This window comes from Streptomyces sp. NBC_00005 (assembly GCF_045160215.1).
GTDB lineage: Bacteria > Actinomycetota > Actinomycetes > Streptomycetales > Streptomycetaceae > Streptomyces.
The window spans coordinates 5,068,201-5,093,411 of the sequence record NZ_CP108316.1 but is presented as its reverse complement, the minus strand read 5'-3'; the positions used below and the strand labels follow the sequence as shown (position 1 = coordinate 5,093,411).

The following is a 25,211-nucleotide window of genomic DNA, read 5'->3' as shown; positions in this document are numbered from 1 at the left end:
AGCACTTGTAACGCCTCTCACATCCCAGTGCACCGGCGCCGCGCGGGGAGGTCACGGCCTTCGCGGCCCGGGCGTGTCGGGGCGGCCCCGTGTCGGACACACTACGGGTGTGCGACCCGCGCCGATCGGGGGGTCGCACACCCTTGGCAGACCGGTACCGGTCAGGCGGACAGGTCCGCCTCCTCCACGTGGTCGAAGACGCCGTCCCCGTCCGCCCCCGTGAGCAGATACGCCTGGGCCTCGCCCACGTGGAAGTACATGCCGTGCAGCTCCAGCGCGCCGTCCCGCAGCGCCCGGGACACCGACTCGTGGGTGCTCAGGTGCTCCAACTGCTGGACCACGTTGGTCAGACAGAGCTGCTCCACCGCGTCGGCCGGCGTCCGGCCCGCGAGACGTGCCCACGGCCGGCTGTCGTCGGCCATGCGCTCCAGGCTCGGCAGCCCGTGCCGCAGCCACCGCTTGAGCGGCGTCTGGGTGCCGCCGGGCTCGGCATTGAGCAGCGCCTGCATGGCCCCGCACCCGGAGTGCCCGCACACCGTGATGGACCGCACCTTCAGCACGTCCACCGCGTACTCGATGGCTGCCGCCACCGAGTCGTCGCCGCTCTCCTCGCCGGGCAGCGGAACGAGGTTGCCCACGTTGCGCACCACGAACAGATCGCCGGGACCACTGGAGGTGATCATCGACGTGACGAGCCGCGAGTCGGCGCAGGTGAGGAAGAGCTGGGACGGCTGCTGCCCCTCCCGGGCCAGACGAGCCAGCTCACCCCGCACGAGTGGTGCGGTGTTGCGCTGGAACGCGCTGATGCCACGCGCCAGTTGATGCCCACTCCGGCCGCCCGGAGCCCCCGGACCGCCCGGTCTGTCCGGCTCGTTCGGTCCGCCGGGCGCACTGGTGTGTTCGGCGGGCGGCTCGGACTGCGGGCTCTCGCACTGGTGGTTGCGCCACGGAGTCCAGGGACGGCAGCGGCAGCCGACGGAGGACTCGGCATGTTCCTCGGTGAGAGGTGTGTGCTCGGTGATGCGGGTACCGCTTCGGCGGCCGGTCAGCTCGGCGGAGCCGCCCTGTGCGGTGTGCGTGTTCTGCCAGTCCTGCAGTGACTCGTACGCGGCGTGGTCCATGAACGACCCGTCCAACTCCACGACGGCGTGGGCGCCTTGGGGTACGAGATGCAGGACCCGGCTGAGCCGCGGCACTGCGAGGAACGTCAACTGCCCTCGGACATGGACGTGATGGACTCCTTCCTCCTCTTCGTGCGTGATGCGGGTGTGGGCGAGGCGATTCATGGCGACGGCGACGGCCACGGCGATCCCGAGGGTCACGCCCTCCAGGACGCCGAGGAACACGACGCCGAGTGTGGTGACGGCGTACACCAGCACTTCGCGGTGGCGGGTCACCGTGCGGATGTGGTGCAGGGACACCATCTGGATGCCGACGGCCATCACCAGGGCGGCGAGTGAGGCGAGCGGGATGAACTCCAGGATCGGGACCATCAGCAGCGCGGCGACTACTACGAGAACGCCGTGCAGCATCGTGGAGTTCCGGCTCACGGCTCCCGCATTCACATTCGCCGAACTGCGCACGGCCACCCCGGCGACCGGCAGTCCGCCGAGCGCGCCGGAGACGATGTTGGCGGCGCCCTGCCCGAGCAGTTCGCGGTTCAGGTCGGAGCGGCCTACCCGGGCGGTCAGGCCGGGCCGCGCGGCCACCAGCTTGTCCACGGCGACCGCGCCGAGCAGCGACTGCACACTGCACACCAGCGTGGTGGTCAGTACGGCCGCGGTCAGGCCGAGCACCGGGCCCTCGGGAAGTCCGGCCAGGGCGTGGCTGCTCCAGGACGGCAGGTCGACCTTGGGCAGGCTCAGCCCGGCGAGCGAGGCGGCCACGGTGGCGCCGGCCACCGCGACGAGCGCGGCCGGGATCCTGCCCAGAAGGCGTCCCACCCGGCCGGGGATCCGCGGCCAGAGCAGCAGCAGGGTCAGGGTCAGCACGCTGACGGTCACGGCGGCGGGGTGCAGGGCCGCCAACTGGGCGGGCAGGGCCCGGAGGTTGTCGAGGACGGAGCTCTGCGGGGTGCCGCCGAGGACGATGTGCAGCTGGGCGACGGCGATGGTGACGCCGATGCCCGCGAGCATGCCGTGCACGATGGCGGGGCTGACGGCGAGCGCGGTGCGCGCCACGCGCAGGCAGCCCAGGCCGAGTTGGGCGAGGCCGGCGAGGACCGTGATGGCACAGGTCGTACGCCAGCCGTAGTGGTGGATGAGGTCGGCGGTGACGACCGTGAGTCCCGCGGCGGGGCCGCTGACCTGGAGTGGACAGCCGCCGATCCACCCGGCGACGAGCCCGCCGACCGCGGCGGCGACCAGGCCGGCCTGGAGCGGGGCGCCGGTGGCGAGGGCGATGCCCAGGGACAGGGGAAGGGCGATCAGGAAGACCGCGATCGAGGCCGACAGGTCGGCGCCCGCGATGTGGAAGCGGCGGTGGGGGGCCGGCGGTGGACTGTGGGGCTGGTGGGCGCGCTTCGTCCGACTCGGGTCGGTGGCGCGGGTGGGGGCACAGGCTGACATGTTTCCCGTCTCCTCCGGGGCAGCGCGGTCGCGGATCAGGTCGCCCCCGTCGATGGGCGGGGGTCGGGTCGCGGCCGTGGGTCACGGCGTGCAGCGGCGGGATGAAAATCAACGCTCGGTAAATGGATCGTAATTCAGAGTAAAGGCCAGGCATAGACTTTCCTGGCAAATGGGGCAATGACTCACTCCAATGAGTGAAGCGGTCATTTCATCGGCTTGTCGTACTAATTCCTTCTCGGCCCCGTGCGACCTTGGCGGCGCTGTCGGGCCAGCCCGGCACACCACCAGAAAACGCCCTCATCGGCGTTGGCCTGAGAGAAGGAAGAAGGTGGGCGGACATGGCCGCCACCCAGAGGATCGCCGCAGGTGTCGTGATCGCCGCGGCCTGTGCCGCGTCGGTCGCCGGCTGCGCGACCGGCTCCACCGGTTCCAAGGCAGGTGCCTCCGGTCCGCAGAAGGCCCAGCCGGCCCATCCGGCCCAGCCGGCGCAGGCGCCGGGGAGCGTGGTGCGTCTCATCGGCGACGGCTCCACCGCGTACACCGGGGCGCAGCCGCACCTGCCCAGACCCGAACGTCTCAAGCCCGGCCAGAAGCCCCCGCAGTTCGTCGTCTTCTCCTGGGACGGCGCGGGCGAGGACAGCCAGAAGCTGTTCTCCCACTTCCGCAAGCTCTCCAAGGCCAACCACGCGACGATGACGTACTTCCTCAGCGGCGTGTACATGCTGCCGGAGGAGAAGCGCGACCTCTACAAGCCCCCGCAGCACTCGCCGGGCCGCTCCGACATCGGCTTCAACGACGAGAAGGGCATCGCCGACACCGTGAAGCAGCTGCGCCTGGCGTGGCTGGAGGGCAACGAGATCGGTACCCACTTCAACGGCCACTTCTGCGGCAAGAACGGCGGCGTCGGTGAGTGGTCGGTCGCGGAGTGGAAGAGCGAGATCACGCAGGCCAAGCAGTTCGTCAAGAGCTGGAAGACCAACTCCGACATGAAGAAGGCGGCCCCGCTGCCCTTCGACTACGACAAGGAACTCATCGGCGCGCGCACGCCCTGCCTCGAGGGCCAGCAGAACTTCGTGAAGGCCGCGAGCCAGATGGGCTTCCGCTACGACACCAGCGGGGTCAACGACCAGGTCTGGCCGAAGAAGAGGGCAGGGCTGTGGGACCTGTCGATGCAGCTCGTGCCCTTCCCCGGGCACTCCTACGAGCAGCTCACCATGGACTACAACTTCATGGTCAACCAGTCCGGCACCCAGACCCAGGGTGACCCCGACAAGTTCGACTACTGGGGCGACCAGATGCGCGCCGGCCTGCTCAAGGGCTTCCGCCGCGCCTACGACGGCAACCGCGCGCCGCTGGTCATCGGCAACCACTTCGAGTCCTGGAACGGCGGCACCTACATGCGCGCCATCGACGACGTCGTCGAGAACGTCTGCAACAAGCCCGACGTGCGCTGTGTGTCCTTCCATCAACTCGCCGACTGGCTGGACGCCCAGGACCCGCAGACCCTGGCGAAGCTGCGCGCCCTGAACGTCGGCGAGGCCCCGAAGCAGGGCTGGGCGTCCTTCCTGAACGGCGCCCCCGCCCCGGCCCCGAAGGGTGTGCCCGGGGCGCCGGCGGCCAAGCGGTAGCCGTCACACGGAGGCGGTGACGCCCTCACCGAGCACGAACCCGGGGTCGACCTGCGCCGCCAGGTCGGCCCCGGTGCGGGCATTGGCCCAACTCCGGGCGTTCTTCAGGTGGAAGTGCACCATCTGCTGGGTGTAGCGCTCCCAGTCGCGCAGCTCGTACGTCGCGTCCGCGGCGGCCTGAAGGGCGTGCAGGGCACGGCGGTTGGTGTCCTCCAGGAGCTCGAACCGGGGCGGGCGGCCCTTCTCCATGGCGCGCACCCAGTCCGAGTGCCCGACGGTCACCAACAGGTCGTCCCCGACCTCGGCGCGCAGGAAGTCGAGGTCGTCCTGCCCCTGCACCTTGTTGCCGACGACCTTCAGGACGACACCGAAGTCGCGGGCGTACTCCTTGTACTGGCGATAGACGGAGACTCCCTTCCGGGTCGGTTCGGCGACGAGGAACGTGATGTCGAAGCGGGTGAACATGCCGGAGGCGAAGGAGTCCGAGCCCGCCGTCATGTCCACTACGACGTACTCGCCCTGCCCGTCCACCAGGTGGTTCAGGCACAGCTCCACCGCTCCCGTCTTGGAGTGGTAGCAGGCGACCCCCAGGTCGGCGTCCGTGAAGGGGCCGGTGACCATCAAACGGACGGCGCCGCCGTCGAGTTCCACCGGCCGGGCGCAGGCGTCGTACACCGGATTCGTCTCGCGCACCCGCAGCAGACGCGAGCCCTCGCCGGGCGGCGTCGTCTTGATCATCGTCTCGGCGGAGGCGATCCGTGGGTTGGATCCGCGCAGGTAGTTCTTGATCAGCGGCAGTCGCTCGCCCATCGCGGGCAGCGCGGCGGCCTCCGCCTCGTCGAGGCCGAGTGCCGCGCCCAGGTGCTGGTTGATGTCCGCGTCCACCGCGACGACCGGCGCTCCGGTGGCCGCGAGGTGGCGGATGAACAAGGAGGACAGGGTCGTCTTGCCGCTGCCGCCCTTCCCGACGAAAGCAATTTTCATGTTCACTAAGGGTAGTGAAGTCGTAGCTGTATGTGGCATACGGACGTGAAGAAGACCACTCGTTCGTGGGGCGCGCCCCTGGGGTGGCTACTGTCGTACTCATGAGTACGACAGGTGCGAACGTCGATCCGCTCCAGGCCCTGGGTTCGCTGCCCGGTGTGGCGGAGTCCGTGGAGTCCGTGCGCAAGGCCGTGGACCGGGTCTACGGGCACCGGGTCATGCGGCGCCGCAGCAACGAGATCACCTCCGAGGCGGCGCTGCGCGGTGCCCGTGGGTCGGCGGCGCTGTCCGGCGCCGACTGGGCCCTCGAAGAGGTGCGCCGACGCACCGACTTCAGCGGTGACGACGACGCGCGCGTGGTGGGCGCGGCGCTGAGGCTGACCGCGGAGGCTGGCCAACTGCTGTCCATCTGGCGGCAGTCGCCCCTGAGAGTGCTGGCCCGGCTGCATCTGGTGGCCGCCGCGAGCAAGGGGGACGAGGCGGGGCGGCCGCGCCAGGCGGGCGAGCCGGTCGACGAGCCGCTCGTCGAGCTGCCGCTGCCGGGCGCCGACGAGGTGCACGGACGGCTGGAGGGTCTGTCGGAGCTGATCATCGCGGGCAGTTCCGCCCCCGCCCTGGTGACGGCCGCCGTCGTCCACGGCGAACTCCTCGCACTGCGCCCCTTCGGCTCGCACAACGGCCTGGTCGCCCGCACGGCCGAGCGCATCGTCCTGGTGGGCAGCGGCCTCGACCCCAAGTCCGTCTGCCCGGCCGAGGTCGGCCATGCCGAGCTGGGGCGCGCTGCCTATCTGGCGGCGCTCGAGGGGTACGTCTCCGGTACGCCGGAGGGCATGGCCGCCTGGATCGCCCACTGCGGCAGGTCGGTCGAGCTGGGGGTGCGCGAGTCGACGGCCGTGTGCGAGGCGCTGCAGCGCGGGGCGGCATAGGAAGCCTGGGAAAAGGGTTGCGGCGGTACGAGGATTCGTACCGCCGCTGGCATGTTCACCGCGTTACCAAGCGTCCTCGATATATTGCCCATCAGGTCGGGACTTTGCCCGTCACCTGGTGCGGCTGGCCCGTAATCGACGGGTCGACGTCGCGTGGGTGCCCGGTGTTCATGCTCGGTCCGTGGGGCCAAATGCGTTATAAAGGTGATCCTTTCGGATGTCCTTGGTCTCGCGGGCCGTTAACCCCTTTGTACTCCAGGACCGAAGCAAGCGGAACCCCCAGCTGTACTTCTTTACTTTTAGGCTCAAATAGGTTGCAAACGGGCGCCGGTTTGTCGAACCAAGGTCTTGGCGCCGGTGAATCGGTGGGTCACACGGGCGCCACCCGGCGTCGGCCGGCGTACCAGACGAGGCCCGCGGTGGCCGCCGCCGCGCCTATCGCCGCCGCCGCGACCAGGGCCGGGCGGGGCGGTACGGAGAACGCCGGGATCCGCCGCTTGAGCCGGACCGGCCGGTGGAAATCGAGGATCGGCCACCCGCGCGCGAGTGCCTCGCGGCGCAGCGTGCGGTCCGGGTTCACGGCGTGCGGATGGCCGACTTCCCGGAGCATCGGCAGATCGGTCGCCGAGTCGCTGTAGGCGTAGCAGCGGTCGAGGTCGTATCCCTCGGACCGGGCCAGTTCCTTGATCGCCTCGGCCTTCGTCGGACCGTACGCGTAGTACTCCACCTCTCCGGTGAAGCAGCCGTCCTCGCCGACGACCATGCGCGTCGCCACCACACGGTCCGCGCCGAGCAGCTCGCCGATCGGCTCCACCACCTCGATGCCCGACGTCGACACGATGACGACGTCGCGGCCTGCGGTGTGGTGCTCCTCGATGAGGGAGGCGGCCTCGTCGTAGATGATCGGGTCGATCAGGTCGTGGAGGGTCTCGGCGACGATCTCCTTGACCTGCTGGACGTTCCAGCCGCGGACGAGCGCGGACAGGTACTCGCGTGTCCGCTCCATCTGGTCGTGGTCCATGCCGCCGACGAGGAAGACGAACTGGGCATACGCGGTACGCAAGGCGTCCCTGCGGTTGATCAGACCGCCTTGGTAGAACGACTTGCTGAAGGTGAGCGTGCTCGACTTCGCAATGACCGTCTTGTCCAGGTCAAAGAAGGCCGCTGTGCGGGGCAAGGAGTGGTTTTCCACAACCCTGAGCATAGGCGCAGCCCATTCGGCGTAAGGTGGGCGCGTGGGTTTGCCTGAGAGAGCTCTCGGGTACACCATGGAAGTCACGGATCGTTCGCGACCGTGCTAACGCGGTCCGGCTCCTCCCCCCCCGAGTCGGCCGTGATGACGACCCCCACTCTCCCCCCCGGTGGGGGTCGTCGCATGTCCGGGTGGGTTTTTCCTCTTTTCATGCGGCCATACGGCCATCGCGAGGCGGCTGTGGCCGCCTCTTTCGCATGCCCATGATTCGTCACTGTGTGTAGCCGCCGGGCTGCTCTGCGGAAGTCGCACAGGGGCTGGTACGGGGGTCACCGGTTTGGGTGACGGCGATATTCACAACCGTCGAGTTGTCCACAGTTATCGACCAAGATCCACACGATTTCCGGGATCGCTGCACCGTGATTCAAACGCGTCCCGCTCGCGCCGAGTTCATGACCGGTTCCGGTTTGTCGGGCGGGTTTGGCCGGTTCGTATCGGCCGTTCATATGGAGGCCGGTTGCCGGTTCTTCACACGTTTGGGAATCGCGTGGCCGCAGGGGCTGCGCGAGAGATGCAGCGAAGGGGGATGGAGACCGTGACCGGAGCCGTCACTCACGAACCACCGCCCGCCGCCTCCGGGCGGCAGGCCGGACCACTGATCGTCACGGAGGACGTCGAACTGCTGGACGACCTGTTGCGGCTGTGTGCCGCGGCGGGTGCGACACCCGAGGTCCACCACTCGGTCCCGGAGCGGGCGGGCGGCTGGGAGGCCGCACCGCTCGTCCTGGTCGGCGACGACGCCGCGCGGCGTGTGCGCGGGGCCGCACGCAGGCGAGGAGTGGTGTTGGTCGGCCGCGACCAGGACGACTCCGGGGTCTGGCGCCGGGCCGTCGAGATCGGCGCCGACCACGTCCTGATGCTGCCCGACGGCGAACAATGGCTGGTCGACCGCATCGCGGACGTCGCCGAGGGCGTGGGCCGGCCCGCCCTCACGGTGGGCGTCATCGGGGGCCGCGGCGGGGCCGGAGCATCCACGCTCGCGTGTGCCCTCGCTGTCACCTCCGCGCGCGAGGGGCTGCGCACCCTGCTCGTGGACGCCGATCCGCTGGGCGGCGGACTCGACGTACTCCTCGGCGGCGAGAGCGCCGAGGGACTGCGCTGGCCGGCTTTCGCCGCCTCCCGCGGGCGGGTCGGCGGCGGCGCCCTGGAGGAGTCGCTGCCGCAGCTCCACTCCCTGCGGGTGCTCAGCTGGGATCGCGGTGACCGCATCGCCGTCCCGCCCCAGGCCGTACGGGCGGTGCTCGCCGCGGCCAGACGGCGGGGCGGCACCGTGGTCGTCGACCTGCCGCGCCGCGTCGACGACGGGGTCGCCGAGGTGCTTGCCCAGCTCGACCTCGGGCTCCTGGTGGTCCCCGGCGAACTGCGCGCCGTCGCTGCGGCCGGGCGGGTGGCGTCCGCCTTCGGCATGGTCCTGCGCGATCTGCGGGTCGCGGTACGGGGGCCGTATGCGCCCGGACTCGACGACCGCGAGGTGGCCCGGCTGCTCGGACTGCCCCTGGCCGGCGAACTGCCCGTGGAATCGGGGCTGTTGCGCCCGGGTGAGGGCAGGACGCCGCCCGCGGCCGGCGGACGCGGGCCCCTGGCGCGCTTCTGCAGGGAGTTCTGGGAGCGCGCACTGGTGGAAGCGGGTGACGCATGAGCGCCGGTTCGGGACCTTCGCAGGCGCTGTGGCGGGCGAGCGGTGTGGCGGCATCCTCGGCCGCCGGTCCGGACACGCCAACGGGGCTCCTGGACGGCGTACGGCAGTGGCTGGTCGAGAGCGGGGCCGAGCCGACACCCGCGCGCGTGGCGCAGGCGTTGCGGCAGCAGGGGCGGGTCCTGGGCGACGCCGAAGTCCTCGGTGCGGCCGAGCGGTTGCGGTCCGAGCTGGTCGGCAGCGGCCCGCTGGAACCGCTGCTCGCCGATCCGTCGGTGACCGACGTGCTGGTGACGGCTCCGGATCGGGTCTGGGTGGACCGGGGCGGCGGACTGGAGCTGACGCCGGTCTCCTTCCCGGACCCGGCGGCCGTACGACGTCTCGCGCAGCGCCTGGCCGCAGTGGCCGGGCGGCGGCTCGACGACGCACGGCCGTGGGCCGACGCCAGGCTGCCCGACGGGACGCGGCTGCATGCGGTGCTGCCACCGGTGGCCGTGGGCTGCACGTGTCTGTCGCTGCGAGTCGTACGGCCCCGGGCGTTCACGCTCGACGAACTGGTCGCGGCGGGCACGGTGCCGCCCGGCGGGGACCGCGTGCTGCGGGCGCTGCTCGAGGCGCGGCTGTCCTTCCTCATCAGCGGGGGCACGGGCAGCGGCAAGACGACGCTGTTGAGCGCGTTGTTGGGGCTGGTCGGGCCCGGTGAGCGGATCGTGCTCGCCGAAGACTCGGCGGAGCTGCGGCCGGACCATCCGCACGTCGTCCGCCTCGAGAGCAGACCCGCCAACCAGGAGGGCGCGGGACTGGTCACGCTCCAGGACCTGGTGCGGCAGGCGCTGCGGATGCGGCCGGACCGGCTGGTCGTGGGCGAGGTGCGCGGTCCCGAAGTGGTGCATCTGCTGGCCGCGTTGAACACCGGTCACGACGGCGGCGGCACCGTGCACGCGAATGCCGCTGCCGACGTACCGGCCCGGTTGGAGGCGCTGGGTACGGCGGCCGGGCTCGACCGGGCCGCGCTGCACAGCCAGTTGGCGGCAGCGCTGTCGGTGGTCCTGCATCTTGTGCGGGACCGGGCCGGGCGCCGGCGGATCGCCGAGGTGCACGTGCTGGAGAGGGAGCCGTCGGGGCTCGTGCGGACGGTGCCGGCGCTGCGGTGGGGCGCGGAGGCGTTCGTGTACGAGCGGGGGTGGGAGCGGCTGCGGGGGCTGCTTCGGAGCGAGGGGAAGAGCGGTGACGGGGATGGGTGAGATGGCGATGGGAGCGGCCGTCATGTGTGTGGGTGCGGCGGCCCTGCTGATGAGCGGGTGGCACTCCGGGGCGCGGCGGGCGCAGTTGTTGCTCGCGGACGGCGGGGTGGTGGGCACCGGGCCGCCGTCCTGGCGGGAGGTGGCCGGTCAACTGCGGCGGATCCGCGGGCGGTTGCGGGCCGAATGGTGGGCCCTGGCCGTCGGGGTGGTACTGGCGGTGCTGGGCGCGTCGGTGCTGCCGGTCGTCGCGGGGGCGGCCGGGGTGCCGTTGCTGCGGCGGGTGCGGCTGGCCGGGGAGGCCCGGCGGGCACGGGAGCGCCGCGGCGACGCGGTGATCGCGTTGTGCGGGGCGCTCGCCGGGGAGGTGCGGGCCGGACGGCAGCCGGCCGAGGCGCTGCTGCGTGCGGCGTGGGACTTCGGCGGGCTCGGGGGCGCGCAGGCGGCGGTGCTGGCGGCGGCGCGGTTCGGCGGCGATGTGCCGGGCGCGCTCACGGTGGCTGCACGGCAACCCGGCGCCGAGGGACTGCTGGGCCTCGCGGCGTGCTGGCGGGTGGCCGTGGACCAGGGCGCGGGACTTGCGGCCGGACTCGACCGGCTCGAAGGGGCGTTGCGGGCGGAGCGCGACCAACGCGCCGACCTGCGTGCCCAGTTGGCGGGTTCGCGGTCCACGGCGGTGATGCTCGCGGGGCTGCCCGCTCTGGGACTCGCTCTCGGTACGGCCCTCGGGGCCGACCCACTGCATGTGTTGCTGCACACCGGGGTCGGGGTGGGCTGCCTGCTGATCGGCGGTCTGCTGGAGGGCCTGGGGATGTGGTGGGCGATGCGGATCGTGCGGGGAGCGGAGGCGACATGAGCGCGGAAGTTGTCCACAGGCTGGGGGTGACCGTGGGCGTATTGCTCGCTCTCGGGTGGCTGCTGAGCCGGTTGGAGGCGGCACGGCGTCGGCGGAAGGTGCGCAGGCGGCTGGCCGAGCTGCTGGCGGACATCGAGGTGATGCGGGCCGGACCGCGTTTCGAGGTACGGGGTGCCGCGCGGCGGTGGCTGCCTGCGGCGGGGATGGTGTGCGCCGGGTGGGTTCTGGTCGGCGGGCCCGCCGGTGTCCTGGTGGGACTGGCCGTCGCGGGCGGGCTGTGGCGGTGGCGTGTGCGGAAGGCGGCCGGGCGCGGCGCGGAGGCGTACGACCCGGGCGAGGCGGCACGCCAACTCCCGCTCTCCGCCGACCTGGTGGCCGCCTGCATCGCTGCCGGTGCGGGGCCTGTCGTCGCGGCGCGGGCCGTGGGTGAGGCCCTGGGCGGCCCCGTCGGGGACGTGTTGGCGCGGGGTGCGGCGGAGGTGCGGCTCGGCGGCGAGGCGGCCGAGGCCTGGCGGGGGCTGGCCGCACTGCCGGGCGCCGGAGCCCTGGCGAGGCTGCTGGAACGGGCCGACGTGTCCGGGCTGCCCGCCGCCACACCGGTCGCGCGGCTCGCGGCGGATGTCCGCGCCGACTGGGCCCGCACCGCGACGGCACGGGCCCGGCGGGCGGCCGTCATGGTCACCGCACCGGTGGGGCTGTGTTTCCTGCCCGCGTTCATCGCGGTCGGCGTACTGCCCGTGGTGATCGGGCTCGCGGGGGGAGTGCTGGGAGGGGGTGGTGGATGACGGGAGTGGTGCGGACGGCACCTGGACGGTGCCCGAGCGGCGAGTGGCCGCTGCGGAGCGGCACGTGGTCGGCGTCGAGCGGCAGGCGGTCGCCGGCGAGTGACAAGTGATCAACAGGACTGAACCTTACGGGGGTTGAGATGTACAAGGCGGTACGGGCGCGGCTGCGCGCCCTGGTGTGCGGGGCGCGTGCGGCGCGGAGGGACGCGGGGATGGTCACCTCGGAGTACGCGGTGGGGATCGTGGCGGCGGTGGCGTTCGCGGTGGTCCTCTACAAGGTGGTGACGAGTGGAGCCGTCAGCGCGGAGCTGCAGGGCATCGTGAAGCAGGCGCTCGATGCGCGGATGTGAGAAGGGCGCCGACAGAGGGTTCGTGACGGCGGAGTCGGCCGTGGTGCTGCCCGTGCTGGTGATGTTCGCGATGGCGCTGGTGTGGGGGCTGCTGGTCGTGGCCGCGCAGATCCAGTGCGTGGACGCGGCGCGGACCGGGGCGCGGGCGGCGGCCCGTCAGGACCCGGCCGACTCGGTCGTCGAGGTGGCCCGCGAGGCGGCACCGCGCGGTGCGAAGGTCACCGTCGACCGGGAGGGGGACCAGGTCCACGTGGTCGTGGTCGCGAGGCCGCCGGTGCTGCACGGCCTGCCCTTCGACGTACGGGAGGAAGCCGTGGCCGCGGCGGAGGAGACGGTGGGGGTGGGGCCGTGAAAGTCGGCTTCTCGTGGCGGCGGTGGGTTGCTGTGAGGGGCGGGGACCGTGGTTCCGCCACCGTCTGGGACGTCGGTGCGATCGCCGTGCTGTGTGTGGTGTTCGGCGTCGTGCTCGCCCTGGGGCAGGCCGTCGTGGTCCGGCACCGTGCGGCCGGCGGTGCGGACCTCGCGGCGCTCGCGGCGGCCGATCACTGGGCGGACGGCGGCACGGCGGCCTGCGCTCGGGCCGACCGGGTGGCCCGGGCCCAGGGCACGCGGCTGGTGCGGTGCGCGGTCGTCGGCGAGATCTCGGACGTGACGGCGGCGTCGGGACGGGGACCGTTCGCGGCGGAGGTCAGGGCGCGGGCGGGACCTGCGGGGCCGGAGCCGTCGGCGCCCCCGCCACAGGCTCTGCCGCCGGTGCCCCAACCGCAGGCTCCTCCCCGGTCTTTGCCTCCGGCGCCTCGGCACCCGGCTCTTCCCCTGCCTTCTCCTCCGGCGCCTCCCGCAACAAGACCGTGAGCAACCGCACCGCCCCCCTCTTGTGCAGCGGATCGTTGCCGTTGCCGCACTTGGGGGACTGGATGCAGGACGGGCAACCGGCATCGCACTCGCAGGAGGAGATGGCCTGCCGGGTGGCGGTGAGCCAGGCGCGGGCGGTGTGGAAGGCGCGCTCGGCGAATCCCGCGCCGCCCGGGTGGCCGTCGTAGACGAAGACCGTCGGGAGGAGGGTGTCGGGGTGCAGTGGGACCGACACCCCGCCGATGTCCCAGCGGTCGCAGGTCGCGAAGAGGGGCAGCATGCCGATCGAGGCGTGCTCGGCGGCGTGCAGGGCGCCGCCGAGGATCTCCGGGTTGATCCGGGCCTCGTCCAGCTGGTCCTCGGTGACCGTCCACCACACCGCGCGCGTGCGCAGCGTACGAGGAGGGAGGTCGAGTTTCGTCTCGCCGAGCACTTCACCGGTGATCAGACGTCTGCGGAGGAAGGAGACGACCTGGTTGGTGACCTCGACGGAGCCGTAGCACAGGCGACCGTCGCCCCAGGGGATCTCAGTGTCGGTCTCCAGGACGGAGATGGCCGTCGTGTCGCGGGCGACCGTCGAATACGAGGGGTTCGCCTGCTCGACCAGGGCCACCGAGTCCTCCAGGTCCAGGGAGCGCACGACGTACGTGCGGCCCTGGTGGAGATGGACCGCGCCCTCGTGGACGGTCGTGTGTGCGGCGCCCGCGTCGACGGTGCCGAGCAGGCGGCCCGTGCCGGACTCGACGATCTGGACCGGCTGCCCGCCCTCCCCGCGGATGTCGGTCAGGTCGGCGGCCCGTTCCCGGCGTGTCCAGTGCCAGGCCTTCGTACGGCGGCGCAGCAGCTTCGCGGCCTCCAACTGCGGCAGCAGTTCCTCGCAGGCGGGGCCGAAGAGCTCGAAGTCCTCGTCGGTGAGGGGCAGTTCCGCGGCGGCCGCGCACAGGTGCGGGGCCAGGACGTACGGGTTGTCGGGGTCGAGGACCGTGGACTCCACGGGCTGGTCGAACAGGGCCTCGGGATGGTGGACGAGGAAGGTGTCCAGAGGGTCGTCGCGGGCGACCAGGACGGCCAGCGCCCCCTGCCCGGAGCGTCCGGCGCGGCCCGCCTGCTGCCACAGCGACGCGCGCGTGCCCGGATATCCGGCGATCACCACGGCGTCCAACCCCGAGACGTCGATGCCGAGTTCGAGGGCGGTGGTCGCGGCGAGGCCCAGCAGCTCGCCGGAGTGCAGGGCCTGTTCGAGGGCGCGGCGTTCCTCGGGGAGGTAGCCGCCGCGGTACGCCGCGACACGCCGGACGAGGGAGCGGTCGATCTCGGCAAGGCGTTCCTGGGCGATCACCGAGATCAGTTCGGCGCCACGCCGGGAGCGTACGAAGGCGACCGACCGGACTCCCTGCAGCGTGAGGTCGGTCAGGAGGTCGGCCGTCTCGGCGGTGGCGGTACGGCGGACGGGGGCGCCCTTCTCGCCCTGCATCTCCGTGAGCGGGGGCTCCCAGAGGGCGAACACCAGTTCACCGCGCGGTGAGGCGTCGTCGGCCACCTCGACCACCGGGAGGCCGGTCAGGCGGCGGGCGGCCACTGAAGGCTCCGCAGCCGTCGCGGAGGCCAGCAGGAAGACGGGCGAGGCGCCGTAGCGCGCGCACAGGCGGCGCAGACGGCGGAGTACCTGGGCGACGTGGGAGCCGAAGACGCCCCGGTAGGTGTGGCACTCGTCGATGACGACGTACTTCAGCGACTTCAGGAAGGAGGACCAGCGGGGGTGGGACGGGAGTATGCCGCGGTGCAGCATGTCCGGGTTGGTCAGGACGTAGTTGGCGTACTGGCGGACCCATTCGCGTTCCTCGAAGGGGGTGTCACCGTCGTAGACCGCAGGACGGACGGCATTTCCCAGAGGTTGTGAAAGTTCCTTCACGGATCGGCACTGATCGGCCGCAAGTGCTTTCGTCGGGGCCAGATAGAGGGCGGTGGCGCCGCGGCCGTTCGGGGCCTCCGAGCCGTCCATGAGCGTCGAGAACACCGGGACCAGATAGGCCAGGGACTTGCCCGACGCCGTGCCCGTGGCGACGACCACCGAGTCGCCGTCGAGGGCGTGCTCGGCGGCGAGTGCCTGGTGGGCCCAGGGATGATCGATACCGGCCGCCTGCACCGCGGCGATGACCTCCGACCGAATCCGGTCAGGCCAGACGGCATGCCGACCCTCCCGCGGGGGCAAGTGCTCCGTATGAGTGATGCGCGAAGCCCGGCTCGGCCCGGAGGCGAGCCGGCCCAGGACCGTGCCCGGTGCGAGCCGGGAAACGGGGTCCGTCGGGGATCGATCGAATCGGTGATTCTTGGCCATCGGCACCGAGTGTGTCACTGGCGTGACGGACAATGGGACCAAGGCGTCGTGCACGCCTGCCGTAAGTGATTGAATGCCATCGCGGCTGGCGAACCGTTCCGGGGGCTCTGCCGAGGTGTCCCGAGGGGCGACCGCTCGAGTAGCAAGGTGCTGGAGGATCCGTGGACCTGTCCCTGTCGACCCGTACCGTCGGCGATCGTACGGTCGTCGAGGTCGGTGGCGAAATCGACGTATATACCGCGCCCAAGCTGCGCGAGCAGCTGGTCGAGCTGGTGAACGACGGGAGTTTCCACCTCGTCGTAGACATGGAGGGCGTGGACTTCCTCGACTCCACCGGGCTCGGCGTGCTGGTCGGCGGCCTGAAGCGGGTGCGTGCCCATGAGGGCTCGCTGCGCCTGGTCTGCAACCAGGAGCGCATTCTGAAGATCTTCCGCATCACCGGCCTCACCAAGGTGTTCCCGATCCACACCTCGGTCGAGGAAGCGGTGGCGGCCACCGACTGATCACCGCTCCCATGGGAGCGGGACATGACCGCTCCCGGGACGGAAGACGTCCAGCGCGGGGGTCCGGGCTTCGGCGGCCCGGTCCCCCCGACAGCACGCCCGTAGTTCCGAGGGGGATGCATGGCCACCGTTGAACTCCGCTTCAGCGCGCTGCCCGAGCACGTCAGGACCGCCCGACTGGTGGCGGCAGCGGTGGCGCGCAGGGCCGGAGTGGACGAGGCCGTCCTCGACGAGGTCAGACTTGCCGTCGGCGAGGCGTGTACGCGTGCCGTCGGACTGCACCAGAGCGCCGGGATCACGGCGCCGGTGAAGGTGCAGCTGGTCGAGGAGGAGAAGCAGTTCTCCATCGAGGTCGGTGACGAGGCGCCGCGCACGGCCCCCGGAGACAGGGCGCCGGGCTCGGCGGCCGAGGACATGGAGACCGAGGAGGACGAGATGGGCCTCGCGGTCATCAGTGGGCTCGTCGACGACGTCGAGGTCACCGCCGGCGAGCACGGCGGGCAGATCCGTATGACCTGGCCGACCACGCCGCAGACAGCGGTGCTTCCCTGACCTCTCACGCTCGTACGAACACCTGGGGCCCTGCTGAGCAGGGCCCCAGGTGTTTTTCCGGACGTTCCCGCGAATTCGTGAATGAATTCACGATCAATCACCCGATTATTTGATCAAGCGCCAATGCAGGCGTCAATGCCTTTGAGGCATTACCTCTTTCGGGTTCCGTGGCGTGACGTCGATCATTTGCTGAAGAGCATGTGAAGGCTAATTCCGTTTACCGTGCTCTGTTTTGATCAGGTCCGGGTACCTAGAATCCGTCCACATCTTGAGCTCAGCACAGGCGTCAAGGAGGACGAATGGCGGGGCTTTCTACCCCTCATCAGTTTGACCACCCCACAACCCTCGCAGCCGCGGTACTGACCGACGACAACCGGATCATCGTGATGGTCATCGGCGTCGTCGCGCTGGCCGCGCTCGTGGTCGCAGGCATCCTGGTGCGCCAGGTGCTCGCGGCGGGCGAGGGCACCGACAGCATGAAGGAGATCGCGGCAGCGGTCCAGGAAGGTGCGAACGCCTATCTGGCCCGGCAGTTGCGCACGCTCGGCGTATTCGCCGTCGTCGTGTTCTTCCTGCTCATGCTGCTCCCCGCGGACGACTGGAATCAGCGCGCCGGACGATCGATCTTCTTTCTGATCGGCGCAGGGTTCTCGGCAGCCACCGGCTATATCGGCATGTGGCTCGCGGTGCGCAGCAATGTCCGTGTCGCCGCGGCGGCCCGGGAAGCGACCCCGGCGGAGGGTGAGCCGGAAAAGGATCTCACCGCCGTCTCGCACAAAGCCATGAAGATCGCTTTCCGTACGGGCGGCGTCGTCGGCATGTTCACAGTGGGGCTCGGTCTGCTGGGCGCCTCCTGCGTGGTGCTGGTGTACGCGGCCGACGCGCCGAAAGTGCTCGAAGGCTTCGGCCTCGGTGCCGCTCTGATCGCCATGTTCATGCGTGTCGGCGGCGGCATCTTCACCAAGGCCGCCGACGTCGGCGCCGACCTGGTCGGCAAGGTCGAGCAGGGCATTCCGGAGGACGACCCGCGCAATGCCGCGACCATCGCCGACAACGTGGGCGACAACGTCGGCGACTGTGCGGGCATGGCGGCCGACCTCTTCGAGTCGTACGCCGTGACCTTGGTCGCCGCGCTGATCCTCGGCAAGGTGGCCTTCGGCGACGCGGGACTCGCTTTCCCCCTGCTCGTGCCCGCGATCGGCGTGCTCACGGCGATGATCGGCATCTTCGCCGTGGCCCCGCGCCGCTCGGACCGCAGCGGCATGTCCGCGATCAACCGGGGATTCTTCATCTCCGCGGTGATCTCGCTCGTGCTGGTGGCGGCGGCCGTCTACATCTACCTGCCCGGCACGTATGCGGAACTCGACGGCGTCACCGATGCCGCCATCAAGGCCAAGGACGGCGACCCGCGGATCCTCGCGGTGGTCGCGGTGGGGATCGGCATCCTGCTGGCCGCAGTCATCCAGCAGCTGACCGGCTACTTCACCGAGACCAATCGCCGCCCCGTCATGGACATCGGCAAGTCCTCGCTCACCGGCCCGGCCACCGTCGTCCTTGCCGGTATCTCGGTCGGTCTCGAGTCGGCCGTCTACACCGCCCTGCTGATCGGCCTCGGCGTGTACGGGGCGTTCCTGCTCGGCGGTACGTCGATCATGCTCGCGCTGTTCGCGGTGGCGCTGGCCGGCACCGGCCTGCTCACCACGGTCGGCGTGATCGTCGCGATGGACACCTTCGGGCCGGTCTCCGACAACGCGCAGGGCATCGCCGAGATGTCCGGCGACGTCACAGGCGCGGGCGCCCAGGTGCTCACCAACCTGGACGCGGTCGGCAACACCACCAAGGCGATCACGAAGGGCATCGCCATCGCCACCGCCGTCCTGGCGGCTTCGGCGCTCTTCGGGTCGTACCGCGACGCGATCACGACCGGCGCGCAGGACGTCGGCGAGAAGCTCTCCGGAGCGGGCGCTCCGATGAGCCTGATGATGGATATTTCACAGCCCAACAATCTCGTCGGTCTCATCGCGGGCGCGGCGGTCGTCTTCCTCTTCTCGGGGCTGGCGATCAACGCGGTGTCGCGGTCGGCGGGTTCCGTGGTGTACGAGGTGCGGCGGCAGTTCCGCGAGCACCCCGGGATCATGGACTACACCGAGAAGCCCGAGTACGGGCGCGTCGTCGACATCTGCACCAAGGACGCGCTGCGGGAACTCACCACGCCCGGTCTGCTCGCCGTGCTGGCGCCCATCTTCATCGGGTTCACACTCGGGGTCGGCGCCCTCGGCGCGTTCCTCGCCGGTGCGATCGGCTCGGGCACGCTGATGGCGGTGTTCCTCGCCAACTCCGGTGGTGCGTGGGACAACGCCAAGAAGCTCGTCGAGGACGGTCACCACGGCGGCAAGGGCAGCGAGGCCCACGCAGCCACGGTGATCGGCGACACGGTCGGCGACCCCTTCAAGGACACCGCGGGTCCCGCGATCAACCCGCTGCTGAAGGTGATGAACCTGGTGTCGCTGCTCATCGCGCCCGCGGTGATCAAGTTCAGCTACGGCGCCGACAAGAGCCTCGGCGTACGGATCACCATCGCGGTCCTCACCCTCCTCGTCATCGTCGGGGCGGTCTACGTCTCCAAGCGGCGCGGGATCGCCATGGGGGACGAAGGAGGTGCCGAGCGGGTGGCCAAGTCGGCTGATCCTGCGGTGGTTTCGTAGGCGGTCTTACAAGGTTCGGCTCAAGAGGCGGGCGGGCGGCGCGTGTTGACGCGTCGCCCGCCCGTCTCTTGTGTTCACACCCTCATCGTGAGGCTTCTCTCGCCTGGTGCAAATGGTCATAAAGGGTGTCTTAGCAGACGATGGGAATGCAGTTGTCGTCCGCATGCCGTGTATGTTCCGGGGCCGAGAGCCATGGAAGGGACCAATCCGGTGAACAAGAAGCTCGCGGCCGCACTGTCCGGCGGTGCGGTACTGGTACTGGCGCTGTCGGGATGCAGCAGTGACGACGGCAACGACAAGCTGGATGCCTGGGCCAAGCAGGTCTGTGACGCGGTACAGCCGCAGGCCAAGAAGATCGAGGCCGCCAACGCCGCGATCCAGAAGCAGACCTCGGACAACAGCACGCCGGCCGAGGTCCAGAAGACCGACGCGCAGGCCTTCCAGGACATGTCCGACGCCTACAAGGCGATCGGTGCCGCCGTCCAGAAGGCCGGGGCGCCCAACGTCGACAACGGCGAGAAGAAGCAGACCGACGCGGTCAAGGAACTCAACGACATCTCCGCGTCGTACGCCTCCCTGCAGAAGAAGGTCGACGCGCTCGACACCAAGGACCAGGCGAAGTTCGCCGATGGCCTCAAGGACATCGCGACCTCGCTGGACAAGCTGAGCACGAGCGGCAACGACGCCCTGAAGAACCTCGAGGAGGGCGACGTCGGCAAGTCGATGGCCAAGCAGGCCAGCTGCAAGAGCGCTTCCGCGCCGGCTTCGTCGAAGGCGAGCTGAGCCGGAGCTGCGGCCGACCCCCCGGCCCCGCCACAATGGGGGCGTGAGTACCTCCAGCCTGCCCGCCCTGCCCACTGCCCCCGCTCCGGGCCGCCCCGACGTCGCCACCCGGCTGCGGGACGCTCTGCTCGGGGCGTCCTTCACCGCCGACGGACTGCTCGAGCTGCTCGACGCCCCCGCGTACGCGGCGCTGGCCCGCAGCGAGACCGTGCCCGCGCTCAGGGCGACCCGTGGGGACACGCCGCTGGAGTTGCTCGTACGGCTCTTCCTGCTGCAGCAGCCGGTCCTCCACGCGCGCGTGGAGGACGTTCTGCCCGTCGACGCGTGCCTGGAGAGCGGGTGGCTGGTGCGCGTCGGTGGCGACGAGGTGGCCGCGGCCGTGGACGTACGGCCGTACGGCGGACCCGGCGGCGAGGACTGGTTCATCGTGTCCGACCTGGGGTGCGCGGTCGGCGGCGCCGGCGGGATCGGCAGCCGCGAGGAGGGCGTCGTCCTCGGCGTCGGCGGCGCGTCCACGACCCTCGCGGGCCTCACCGTCCGTACGCCCGTGGCCGCCGCGCTCGACCTCGGCACCGGATCCGGGATCCAGGCGCTGCACGCCGCACAGCACGCCACGCGCGTGACGGCGACCGACGTCAACCCGCGCGCGCTGCACATCACCCGGCTCACGCTGGCGCTGTCCGGTGCCCCGGCGGCCGACCTGCGCGAGGGCTCGCTGTTCGAGCCGGTCAAGGACGGGGAGTCGTACGACCTGATCGTGTCGAACCCGCCGTTCGTGATCTCCCCGGGCGCGCGGCTGACCTATCGCGACGGCGGGATGGGCGGGGACGATCTGTGCCGCACGCTCGTTCAGCAGGCGGGGGAGCGGCTGAACGAGGGCGGGTTCGCGCAGTTCCTCGCCAACTGGCAGCACGTGGAGGGGGAGGACTGGCAGGACAGGCTCAGGTCGTGGGTGCCGCGCGGGTGCGACGCCTGGATCGTGCAGCGCGAGGTGCAGGACGTCACGCAGTACGCCGAGCTGTGGCTCAGGGACGCCGGCGACCACCGCGGGGACCCGGCCGAGTACCAGGCGCGGTACGACGCGTGGCTGGACGAGTTCGAGGCGCGCAAGGTGAAGGCCGTCGGCTTCGGCTGGATCACCCTGCGCAGGACGGGGGCCGCCGTGCCCTCGGTCGTCGCTGAGGAGTGGCCGCATTCGGTCGAACAGCCGCTCGGCGACACGGTACGGGCGCACTTCGACCGCATCGACTACCTCCGGGCGCACGATGACGCGGCCCTGCTGGCAGCGCACTTCAGGCTCGTCGCCGAGGTCGTCCAGGAGCAGGTCGGGCTGCCCGGTGCCGAGGATCCGGAGCACGTCGTGCTGCGCCAGAACCGCGGCATGCGCCGGGCCACCAAGGTGGACACCGTCGGCGCGGGCTTCGCGGGCGTGTGCGACGGCTCGCTGAGCGCGGGCCGCATCCTGGACGCCATCGCCCAACTGGTGGGCGAGGACCCGGTGTTGCTGCGCGACCGCACGCCCGCGCAGATCAGGCTGCTGGTGGAGCAGGGCTTCATCGAGCCGGCGTGAGGCCGGGGGCGCCGCGCCCTCGTCCGGCGCGCGCCCGTCACGGCTGGGGCGGGCCCGCACCCCTGATGCCCCTGTGCTCGACCTGGCGGGATTGCTCCTGAAAAGGCCTCCTGTCAGTGGCAGGTGCGAAGCTACCTTCGAGAGACAGGCTCCACGCGTACTCGGGGGAGGCGCGCTGTCTCGGGGGAGGCACGATGACGGGGGAGACGCCGGACCAGGGCGAAGGCAGGATCATCAACGGGCGGTACCGGCTGCTGCGGTCGCTCGGCGCGGGCGGTATGGGCCGCGTATGGCTCGCCCACGACGAGGAGTTGGCGTGCGACGTCGCGATGAAGGAAATCGCGCTTCCGGACGAGCCGATGGACGCGGGCGAGCCCGCCCAGCGCATCGCGCGCGCCCGTAGCGAGGCCCGGCACGCGGCCCGCCTGCGCGGGCATCCGCATGTGGCGACGGTGCACGACGTGGTGGTGCACGAGGGGCTGCCCTGGATCGTCATGGAGTACGTGCCGGACGCGGTCGACCTCCAGGCAGTCGTACGGCGTTCGGGGCCGCTGTCGCCCGCCCAGGCGGCCCGCATTGGGCTCGGCGTCCTCGACGCGCTCACCGCGGGGCACCGCATCGGCATCCTCCACAGGGATGTGAAACCGGCCAACATCCTTCTGGCGTCGGACGCTTCGGGCGACCCCTACGCGCGCGTGCTGCTCACCGACTACGGCATCGCCCTCCAGCCCGAGTCCCACGAGCCCCGGCTCACCGCCACGGCCGGCATTCTCGGCACACCCGGGTACCTCGCCCCCGAACGCGCGCGTGGCGAGCCGCCCACCCCGGCCGCCGACCTGTTCTCCCTGGGCGCCACGCTGTACGCCGCCGTCGAGGGCCGCGGCCCCTTCGACCGCCACGGCGACTACGCGACCCTGACCGCCCTCCTCGGCGAGGAGCCCACGCCATCGTCCCGCGCCGGCGAACTGGCGCCGGTACTGCAGGGGTTGCTGGTCAAGGACCCCGTACGCCGGTCCTCGCCGGAGACGGTCGCACGCGGTCTGGAGCGGGTGGTGAGCGTGGGGTTCGGGGCGTCTTCGGGCGCCTGGGGCGCGGGCGCGGCAGCGGGGGGTTTCGGCTCGCCTTCGGGTGTGTTCGGGCCGCCGCCCGAGGGGTTCGGTGCGGTGGCGGCATCCGCCGATGGCCGCGGTGGACGGCCGGGGGACTTGGGGGCGCCGGAGGCGGGCGCGGGTGCGGGTGGCACGCCGGGAGGAACCAGCGGTGCGCCGGGTGGTTCCGGGGCTTCCGGGCATCCGGTGGGGGAGGAGCGGCCGCCCGGGGACGGGGGGAGTGCACCGCCTGGGTATGGCCAAGGGGTGCCGCCTGGGTGTGGCTCAGGAGCGCCTCCCGGGTATGTCGGGGGCCCGCCTCCTGGATACGTCGGGGGTCCGCCGCCCGGGGACGGCGCCAGTGCACCGCCCGGGTACGGCCAAAGGGTCCCTCCCGGGTATGTCGAGGGTCCGCCTCCTGGGTACGTCGAGGGCTCGCCAAGCGGGGGCGGCGGGAGTGCACCGCCCGAGTACGGCCAAGGGGTGCCTCCTGGATACGGCGAGGGCTCGCCGCCGGGGTACGCCGTGGGCTCGCCACCCGGCCGCTCGGCGGAGCCGTACGCAGGCCGGAGCGGTGATCCGACGCCGGGGACTCCCCAGACGCCCGGTGCGCCACCGACTCCCCACCCGCCAACGACTCCTCACACGCCGCACACTCCGGCGGGCGGCGGTCCCGATACTCCGGGGGCCCCTGGTGCCGGGCAGGGGAGCCCTGCCGGTCCGGCCACGCCCGCAGGAGCGTCGGGTCCGCCGCCGTACGACGTGTGGCGGCAACCCTCCCAGCAGCACCACGCCGATCCGGCCAACCCGTACGCGCAAGCACCGGGCGCGCCCTACGCGGGCGGTGGCGCGCAACCGCCGTATGCGGGAGGCGGCGCTCCGCCACCGATCCCCGGTGGCGCGACTCCGCCGTCGACCCCGGGGAACGCTCCTCCGCCGTCAAACCCGGCGAGCGCGCCCTCGCCGCCGTATGCGGGAAGTGCCACGCCACCGCCGTACGCAGGAGGCGCCGGCACGCCGGCGTACGGCGAAGCAGGTACCCCGCCGCCCTATGCGGGGGGTGCAGGTGCGGCCTCGCGGGCTGAGGCGGGTGCCTCGACGCCGTACGGCGAGGCCGGTCATTCGTCGCCGTACTCGCAGAGCGCCGGCTCTCCCCCGCACGCGGAGGCCGGTTCTCCGCCGCCGTATGCGGGGAGCGGTGGAGCACCCCCGTCCGCGCAACCGCCGTACGCGACCGGCGCCCCGGGTGGTTACTGGAGTGCTCCGACCGCGCCCGGTACGGGTGGTCCGTCGCTCACGCCTCCGCCGCCCGCGGCCTCCCCCGGGAAGAGGCGGCTGGCGATCGTCGCGCTGGTCGTGGGCGCCGTACTCGTCGTCGCCGGTGGGGCATGGGGCGTCGTCTCGCTGACCAGCGGGGACGACGGGGGCGGGAAGAACAGCGCGGCGACCAAGAAGTCGCCCTCGGCGAGCGCGGCGAGTCGGTCGCCGTCGCCGACCGGGCCCGTGCTGCCGTACGGCGATGTGGTCGGGCTCAGTGAGCCTCTGCAGACCGGGGACTGCGTGAAGGCGGTCTGGTCGGGGACGCCGTTCAGGTCGGCGCCGAACCTGGGCGTGGTGGACTGCGTCGACGACTGGCCGGACGGCCAGGTCGTGGCGGTCGACACGGCCACCGACTACGCCGACGCCCGCGACCGGGGCGCGAAGCGCTGCGAGAGCCAGAGCGAGGCGGTCGTCGACGCGCTGCCGGACGCGGACGGATACGCCGTCCTGCCTACGAAGGAGGGCTTCACCGCGGCGGACAGCGGTACCGCATGTCTCGTACTCGGACGGCATGCCGCGATAGGCGGCGAAGTGGGCCGTTTTCGGGACGCGGGCACGGATTTGTGGGTCGGTCAGATGAGCGTCGGGGACTGCTGGGACTACAAGGAAGTCGACGACGGTTACCAGGCCCCGCTCACCGACTGCGCCAAACCGCACACCGACCAGGTCATAGGGGCTGTTCAGGCCCCCGACAAAATGAGCTACAAGAAGGGCACCGACAACGCGACCAAGCTGTGCGGCAACAAATTCGAGTCGACCTGGGCGCCGGGATCCGAGCGCGTCGTGTACGGCTGGGTGGCTGACCAGGACGACTGGGACCGCGGCTTCAGCAAGGTGGTGTGCACGGTGAGCCGTTCCGACGGTAAGAAGACGACCGGAAAGATACCCGTGCCCGGTTCGGTGTGAGCCGGGCCGCGGCGGGCCGGGCAGGGTGAGTCCGCAGGCCTGTCGGCTCCGCGTTCACCCCGGGTTCGCCTGTGCGCCGTCCGCGCGTGTCAGTCTCCCTGGGCTGGGCACTCGCGAACGGGAGAAAAGGGGCACGGGGAGCCATGGAGAGCGGACCGGCGATCTTCGCGGGAGTGGTGTTTGCGCTGTTCGGTGGGGCACTTCTGGTGTGGACCGCGACGCGGCTGCGGCATGGCGAACCCGTCGCCCACGGTGTGAACCCCGTCGCATCGGCGACCCTCGCGGGCCTCGTCTCGGTGATCGCTCTGGCGCTCGGAACCTGGTGCTTCACCCGGGTCTGAAAGCCGCCTTGGAGCTGCGGCTCCG

19 protein-coding genes and 1 pseudogene are annotated in these 25,211 nt (G+C 71.3%); 16 read left to right on the top strand and 4 right to left on the bottom strand.

The features are described 5' to 3' along the window. Positions 1 to 161 precede the first annotated feature (161 nt). Entirely contained in the window at positions 162 to 2,567 is a 2,406-nt protein-coding gene (locus tag OG303_RS23355) for a SulP family inorganic anion transporter (RefSeq protein WP_405870598.1), read from the bottom strand. Positions 2,568 to 2,905: 338 nt separating this feature from the next. Between OG303_RS23355 and OG303_RS23350 the strand changes: the two genes are divergently transcribed. Next, positions 2,906 to 4,195, top strand: coding sequence for a hypothetical protein (locus OG303_RS23350; RefSeq protein ID WP_405870596.1), 1,290 nt, complete (start codon positions 2,906 to 2,908; stop codon positions 4,193 to 4,195). A gap of 3 nt (positions 4,196 to 4,198) precedes the next feature. On the opposite strand, the gene OG303_RS23345 is transcribed toward OG303_RS23350, so the two are convergent. Next, positions 4,199 to 5,179, bottom strand: coding sequence for an ATP-binding protein (locus tag OG303_RS23345; protein ID WP_405870595.1), 981 nt, complete (start codon positions 5,177 to 5,179; stop codon positions 4,199 to 4,201). 101 nt (positions 5,180 to 5,280) lie between these two features. Here OG303_RS23345 and OG303_RS23340 point away from each other — a divergent pair, with 101 nt between their 5' ends. Further along, positions 5,281 to 6,105: an oxidoreductase gene (locus tag OG303_RS23340; RefSeq protein ID WP_405870593.1), complete on the top strand. Its 825-nt coding sequence runs from the start codon at positions 5,281 to 5,283 to the stop codon at positions 6,103 to 6,105. 370 nt (positions 6,106 to 6,475) lie between these two features. Here the strand turns inward: OG303_RS23340 and OG303_RS23335 are convergent, their stop codons facing one another. Then, positions 6,476 to 7,309: an HAD family hydrolase gene (locus tag OG303_RS23335; protein ID WP_405870591.1), complete on the bottom strand. Its 834-nt coding sequence runs from the start codon at positions 7,307 to 7,309 to the stop codon at positions 6,476 to 6,478. 574 nt (positions 7,310 to 7,883) lie between these two features. Here OG303_RS23335 and ssd point away from each other — a divergent pair. From ssd to OG303_RS23300, 7 genes and pseudogenes are all read left to right on the top strand, one after another. Continuing rightward, positions 7,884 to 8,996, top strand: a complete 1,113-nt coding sequence (gene ssd / locus OG303_RS23330; RefSeq protein ID WP_405870589.1) for a septum site-determining protein Ssd — start codon at positions 7,884 to 7,886, stop codon at positions 8,994 to 8,996. Next, a complete protein-coding gene (locus OG303_RS23325) occupies positions 8,993 to 10,237 on the top strand; it encodes a TadA family conjugal transfer-associated ATPase (protein ID WP_405870587.1) in 1,245 nt (414 codons plus the stop codon). The genes ssd and OG303_RS23325 overlap by 4 nt, the downstream gene beginning before the upstream one ends. Beyond that, positions 10,221 to 11,090: a type II secretion system F family protein gene (locus tag OG303_RS23320; protein ID WP_405870585.1), complete on the top strand. Its 870-nt coding sequence runs from the start codon at positions 10,221 to 10,223 to the stop codon at positions 11,088 to 11,090. Before OG303_RS23325 ends, OG303_RS23320 begins: the two co-directional genes overlap by 17 nt. Continuing rightward, entirely contained in the window at positions 11,087 to 11,875 is a 789-nt protein-coding gene (locus OG303_RS23315) for a type II secretion system F family protein (RefSeq protein ID WP_405870583.1), read from the top strand. The genes OG303_RS23320 and OG303_RS23315 overlap by 4 nt, the downstream gene beginning before the upstream one ends. Before the next feature lie 140 nt (positions 11,876 to 12,015). Continuing rightward, positions 12,016 to 12,225, top strand: coding sequence for a DUF4244 domain-containing protein (locus tag OG303_RS23310; RefSeq protein WP_405870581.1), 210 nt, complete (start codon positions 12,016 to 12,018; stop codon positions 12,223 to 12,225). After that, positions 12,212 to 12,577 carry a TadE family type IV pilus minor pilin gene (locus OG303_RS23305; protein WP_405870580.1) on the top strand — a complete coding sequence of 122 codons (366 nt, stop codon included), beginning with the start codon at positions 12,212 to 12,214 and terminating at the stop codon, positions 12,575 to 12,577. The genes OG303_RS23310 and OG303_RS23305 overlap by 14 nt, the downstream gene beginning before the upstream one ends. 32 nt (positions 12,578 to 12,609) lie before the next feature. Continuing rightward, a pseudogene (locus tag OG303_RS23300) lies at positions 12,610 to 12,978 on the top strand (Rv3654c family TadE-like protein); the annotation flags it as partial. Here OG303_RS23300 and OG303_RS23295 read toward each other — a convergent pair. Next, positions 12,914 to 15,418: a DEAD/DEAH box helicase gene (locus OG303_RS23295; protein WP_405870578.1), complete on the bottom strand. Its 2,505-nt coding sequence runs from the start codon at positions 15,416 to 15,418 to the stop codon at positions 12,914 to 12,916. The pseudogene OG303_RS23300 and the gene OG303_RS23295 overlap by 65 nt on opposite strands. 161 nt (positions 15,419 to 15,579) lie before the next feature. Between OG303_RS23295 and bldG the strand changes: the two genes are divergently transcribed. From bldG to OG303_RS23260, 7 genes are all read left to right on the top strand, one after another. Next, entirely contained in the window at positions 15,580 to 15,921 is a 342-nt protein-coding gene (gene bldG / locus OG303_RS23290) for an anti-sigma factor antagonist BldG (RefSeq protein WP_003975386.1), read from the top strand. A gap of 120 nt (positions 15,922 to 16,041) precedes the next feature. Further along, on the top strand, positions 16,042 to 16,473 hold the full coding sequence (locus OG303_RS23285) for an ATP-binding protein (protein WP_128802586.1): 432 nt from the start codon (positions 16,042 to 16,044) through the stop codon (positions 16,471 to 16,473). Positions 16,474 to 16,772: 299 nt separating this feature from the next. Continuing rightward, a complete protein-coding gene (locus OG303_RS23280) occupies positions 16,773 to 19,178 on the top strand; it encodes a sodium-translocating pyrophosphatase (RefSeq protein WP_405870576.1) in 2,406 nt (801 codons plus the stop codon). A 192-nt stretch (positions 19,179 to 19,370) separates the two neighbouring features. Beyond that, positions 19,371 to 19,961, top strand: a complete 591-nt coding sequence (locus tag OG303_RS23275; protein ID WP_405870574.1) for a small secreted protein — start codon at positions 19,371 to 19,373, stop codon at positions 19,959 to 19,961. 43 nt (positions 19,962 to 20,004) lie between these two features. Next, a complete protein-coding gene (locus OG303_RS23270) occupies positions 20,005 to 21,531 on the top strand; it encodes a methyltransferase (protein ID WP_405870573.1) in 1,527 nt (508 codons plus the stop codon). 194 nt (positions 21,532 to 21,725) lie between these two features. Further along, the gene (locus OG303_RS23265) at positions 21,726 to 24,845 is read left to right on the top strand and encodes a protein kinase domain-containing protein (protein ID WP_405870572.1); all 3,120 of its coding nucleotides are present in this window, start codon (positions 21,726 to 21,728) and stop codon (positions 24,843 to 24,845) included. A 143-nt stretch (positions 24,846 to 24,988) separates the two neighbouring features. Next, the gene (locus OG303_RS23260; protein ID WP_405870571.1) at positions 24,989 to 25,186 is read left to right on the top strand and encodes a hypothetical protein; all 198 of its coding nucleotides are present in this window, start codon (positions 24,989 to 24,991) and stop codon (positions 25,184 to 25,186) included. Positions 25,187 to 25,211 lie beyond the last annotated feature (25 nt).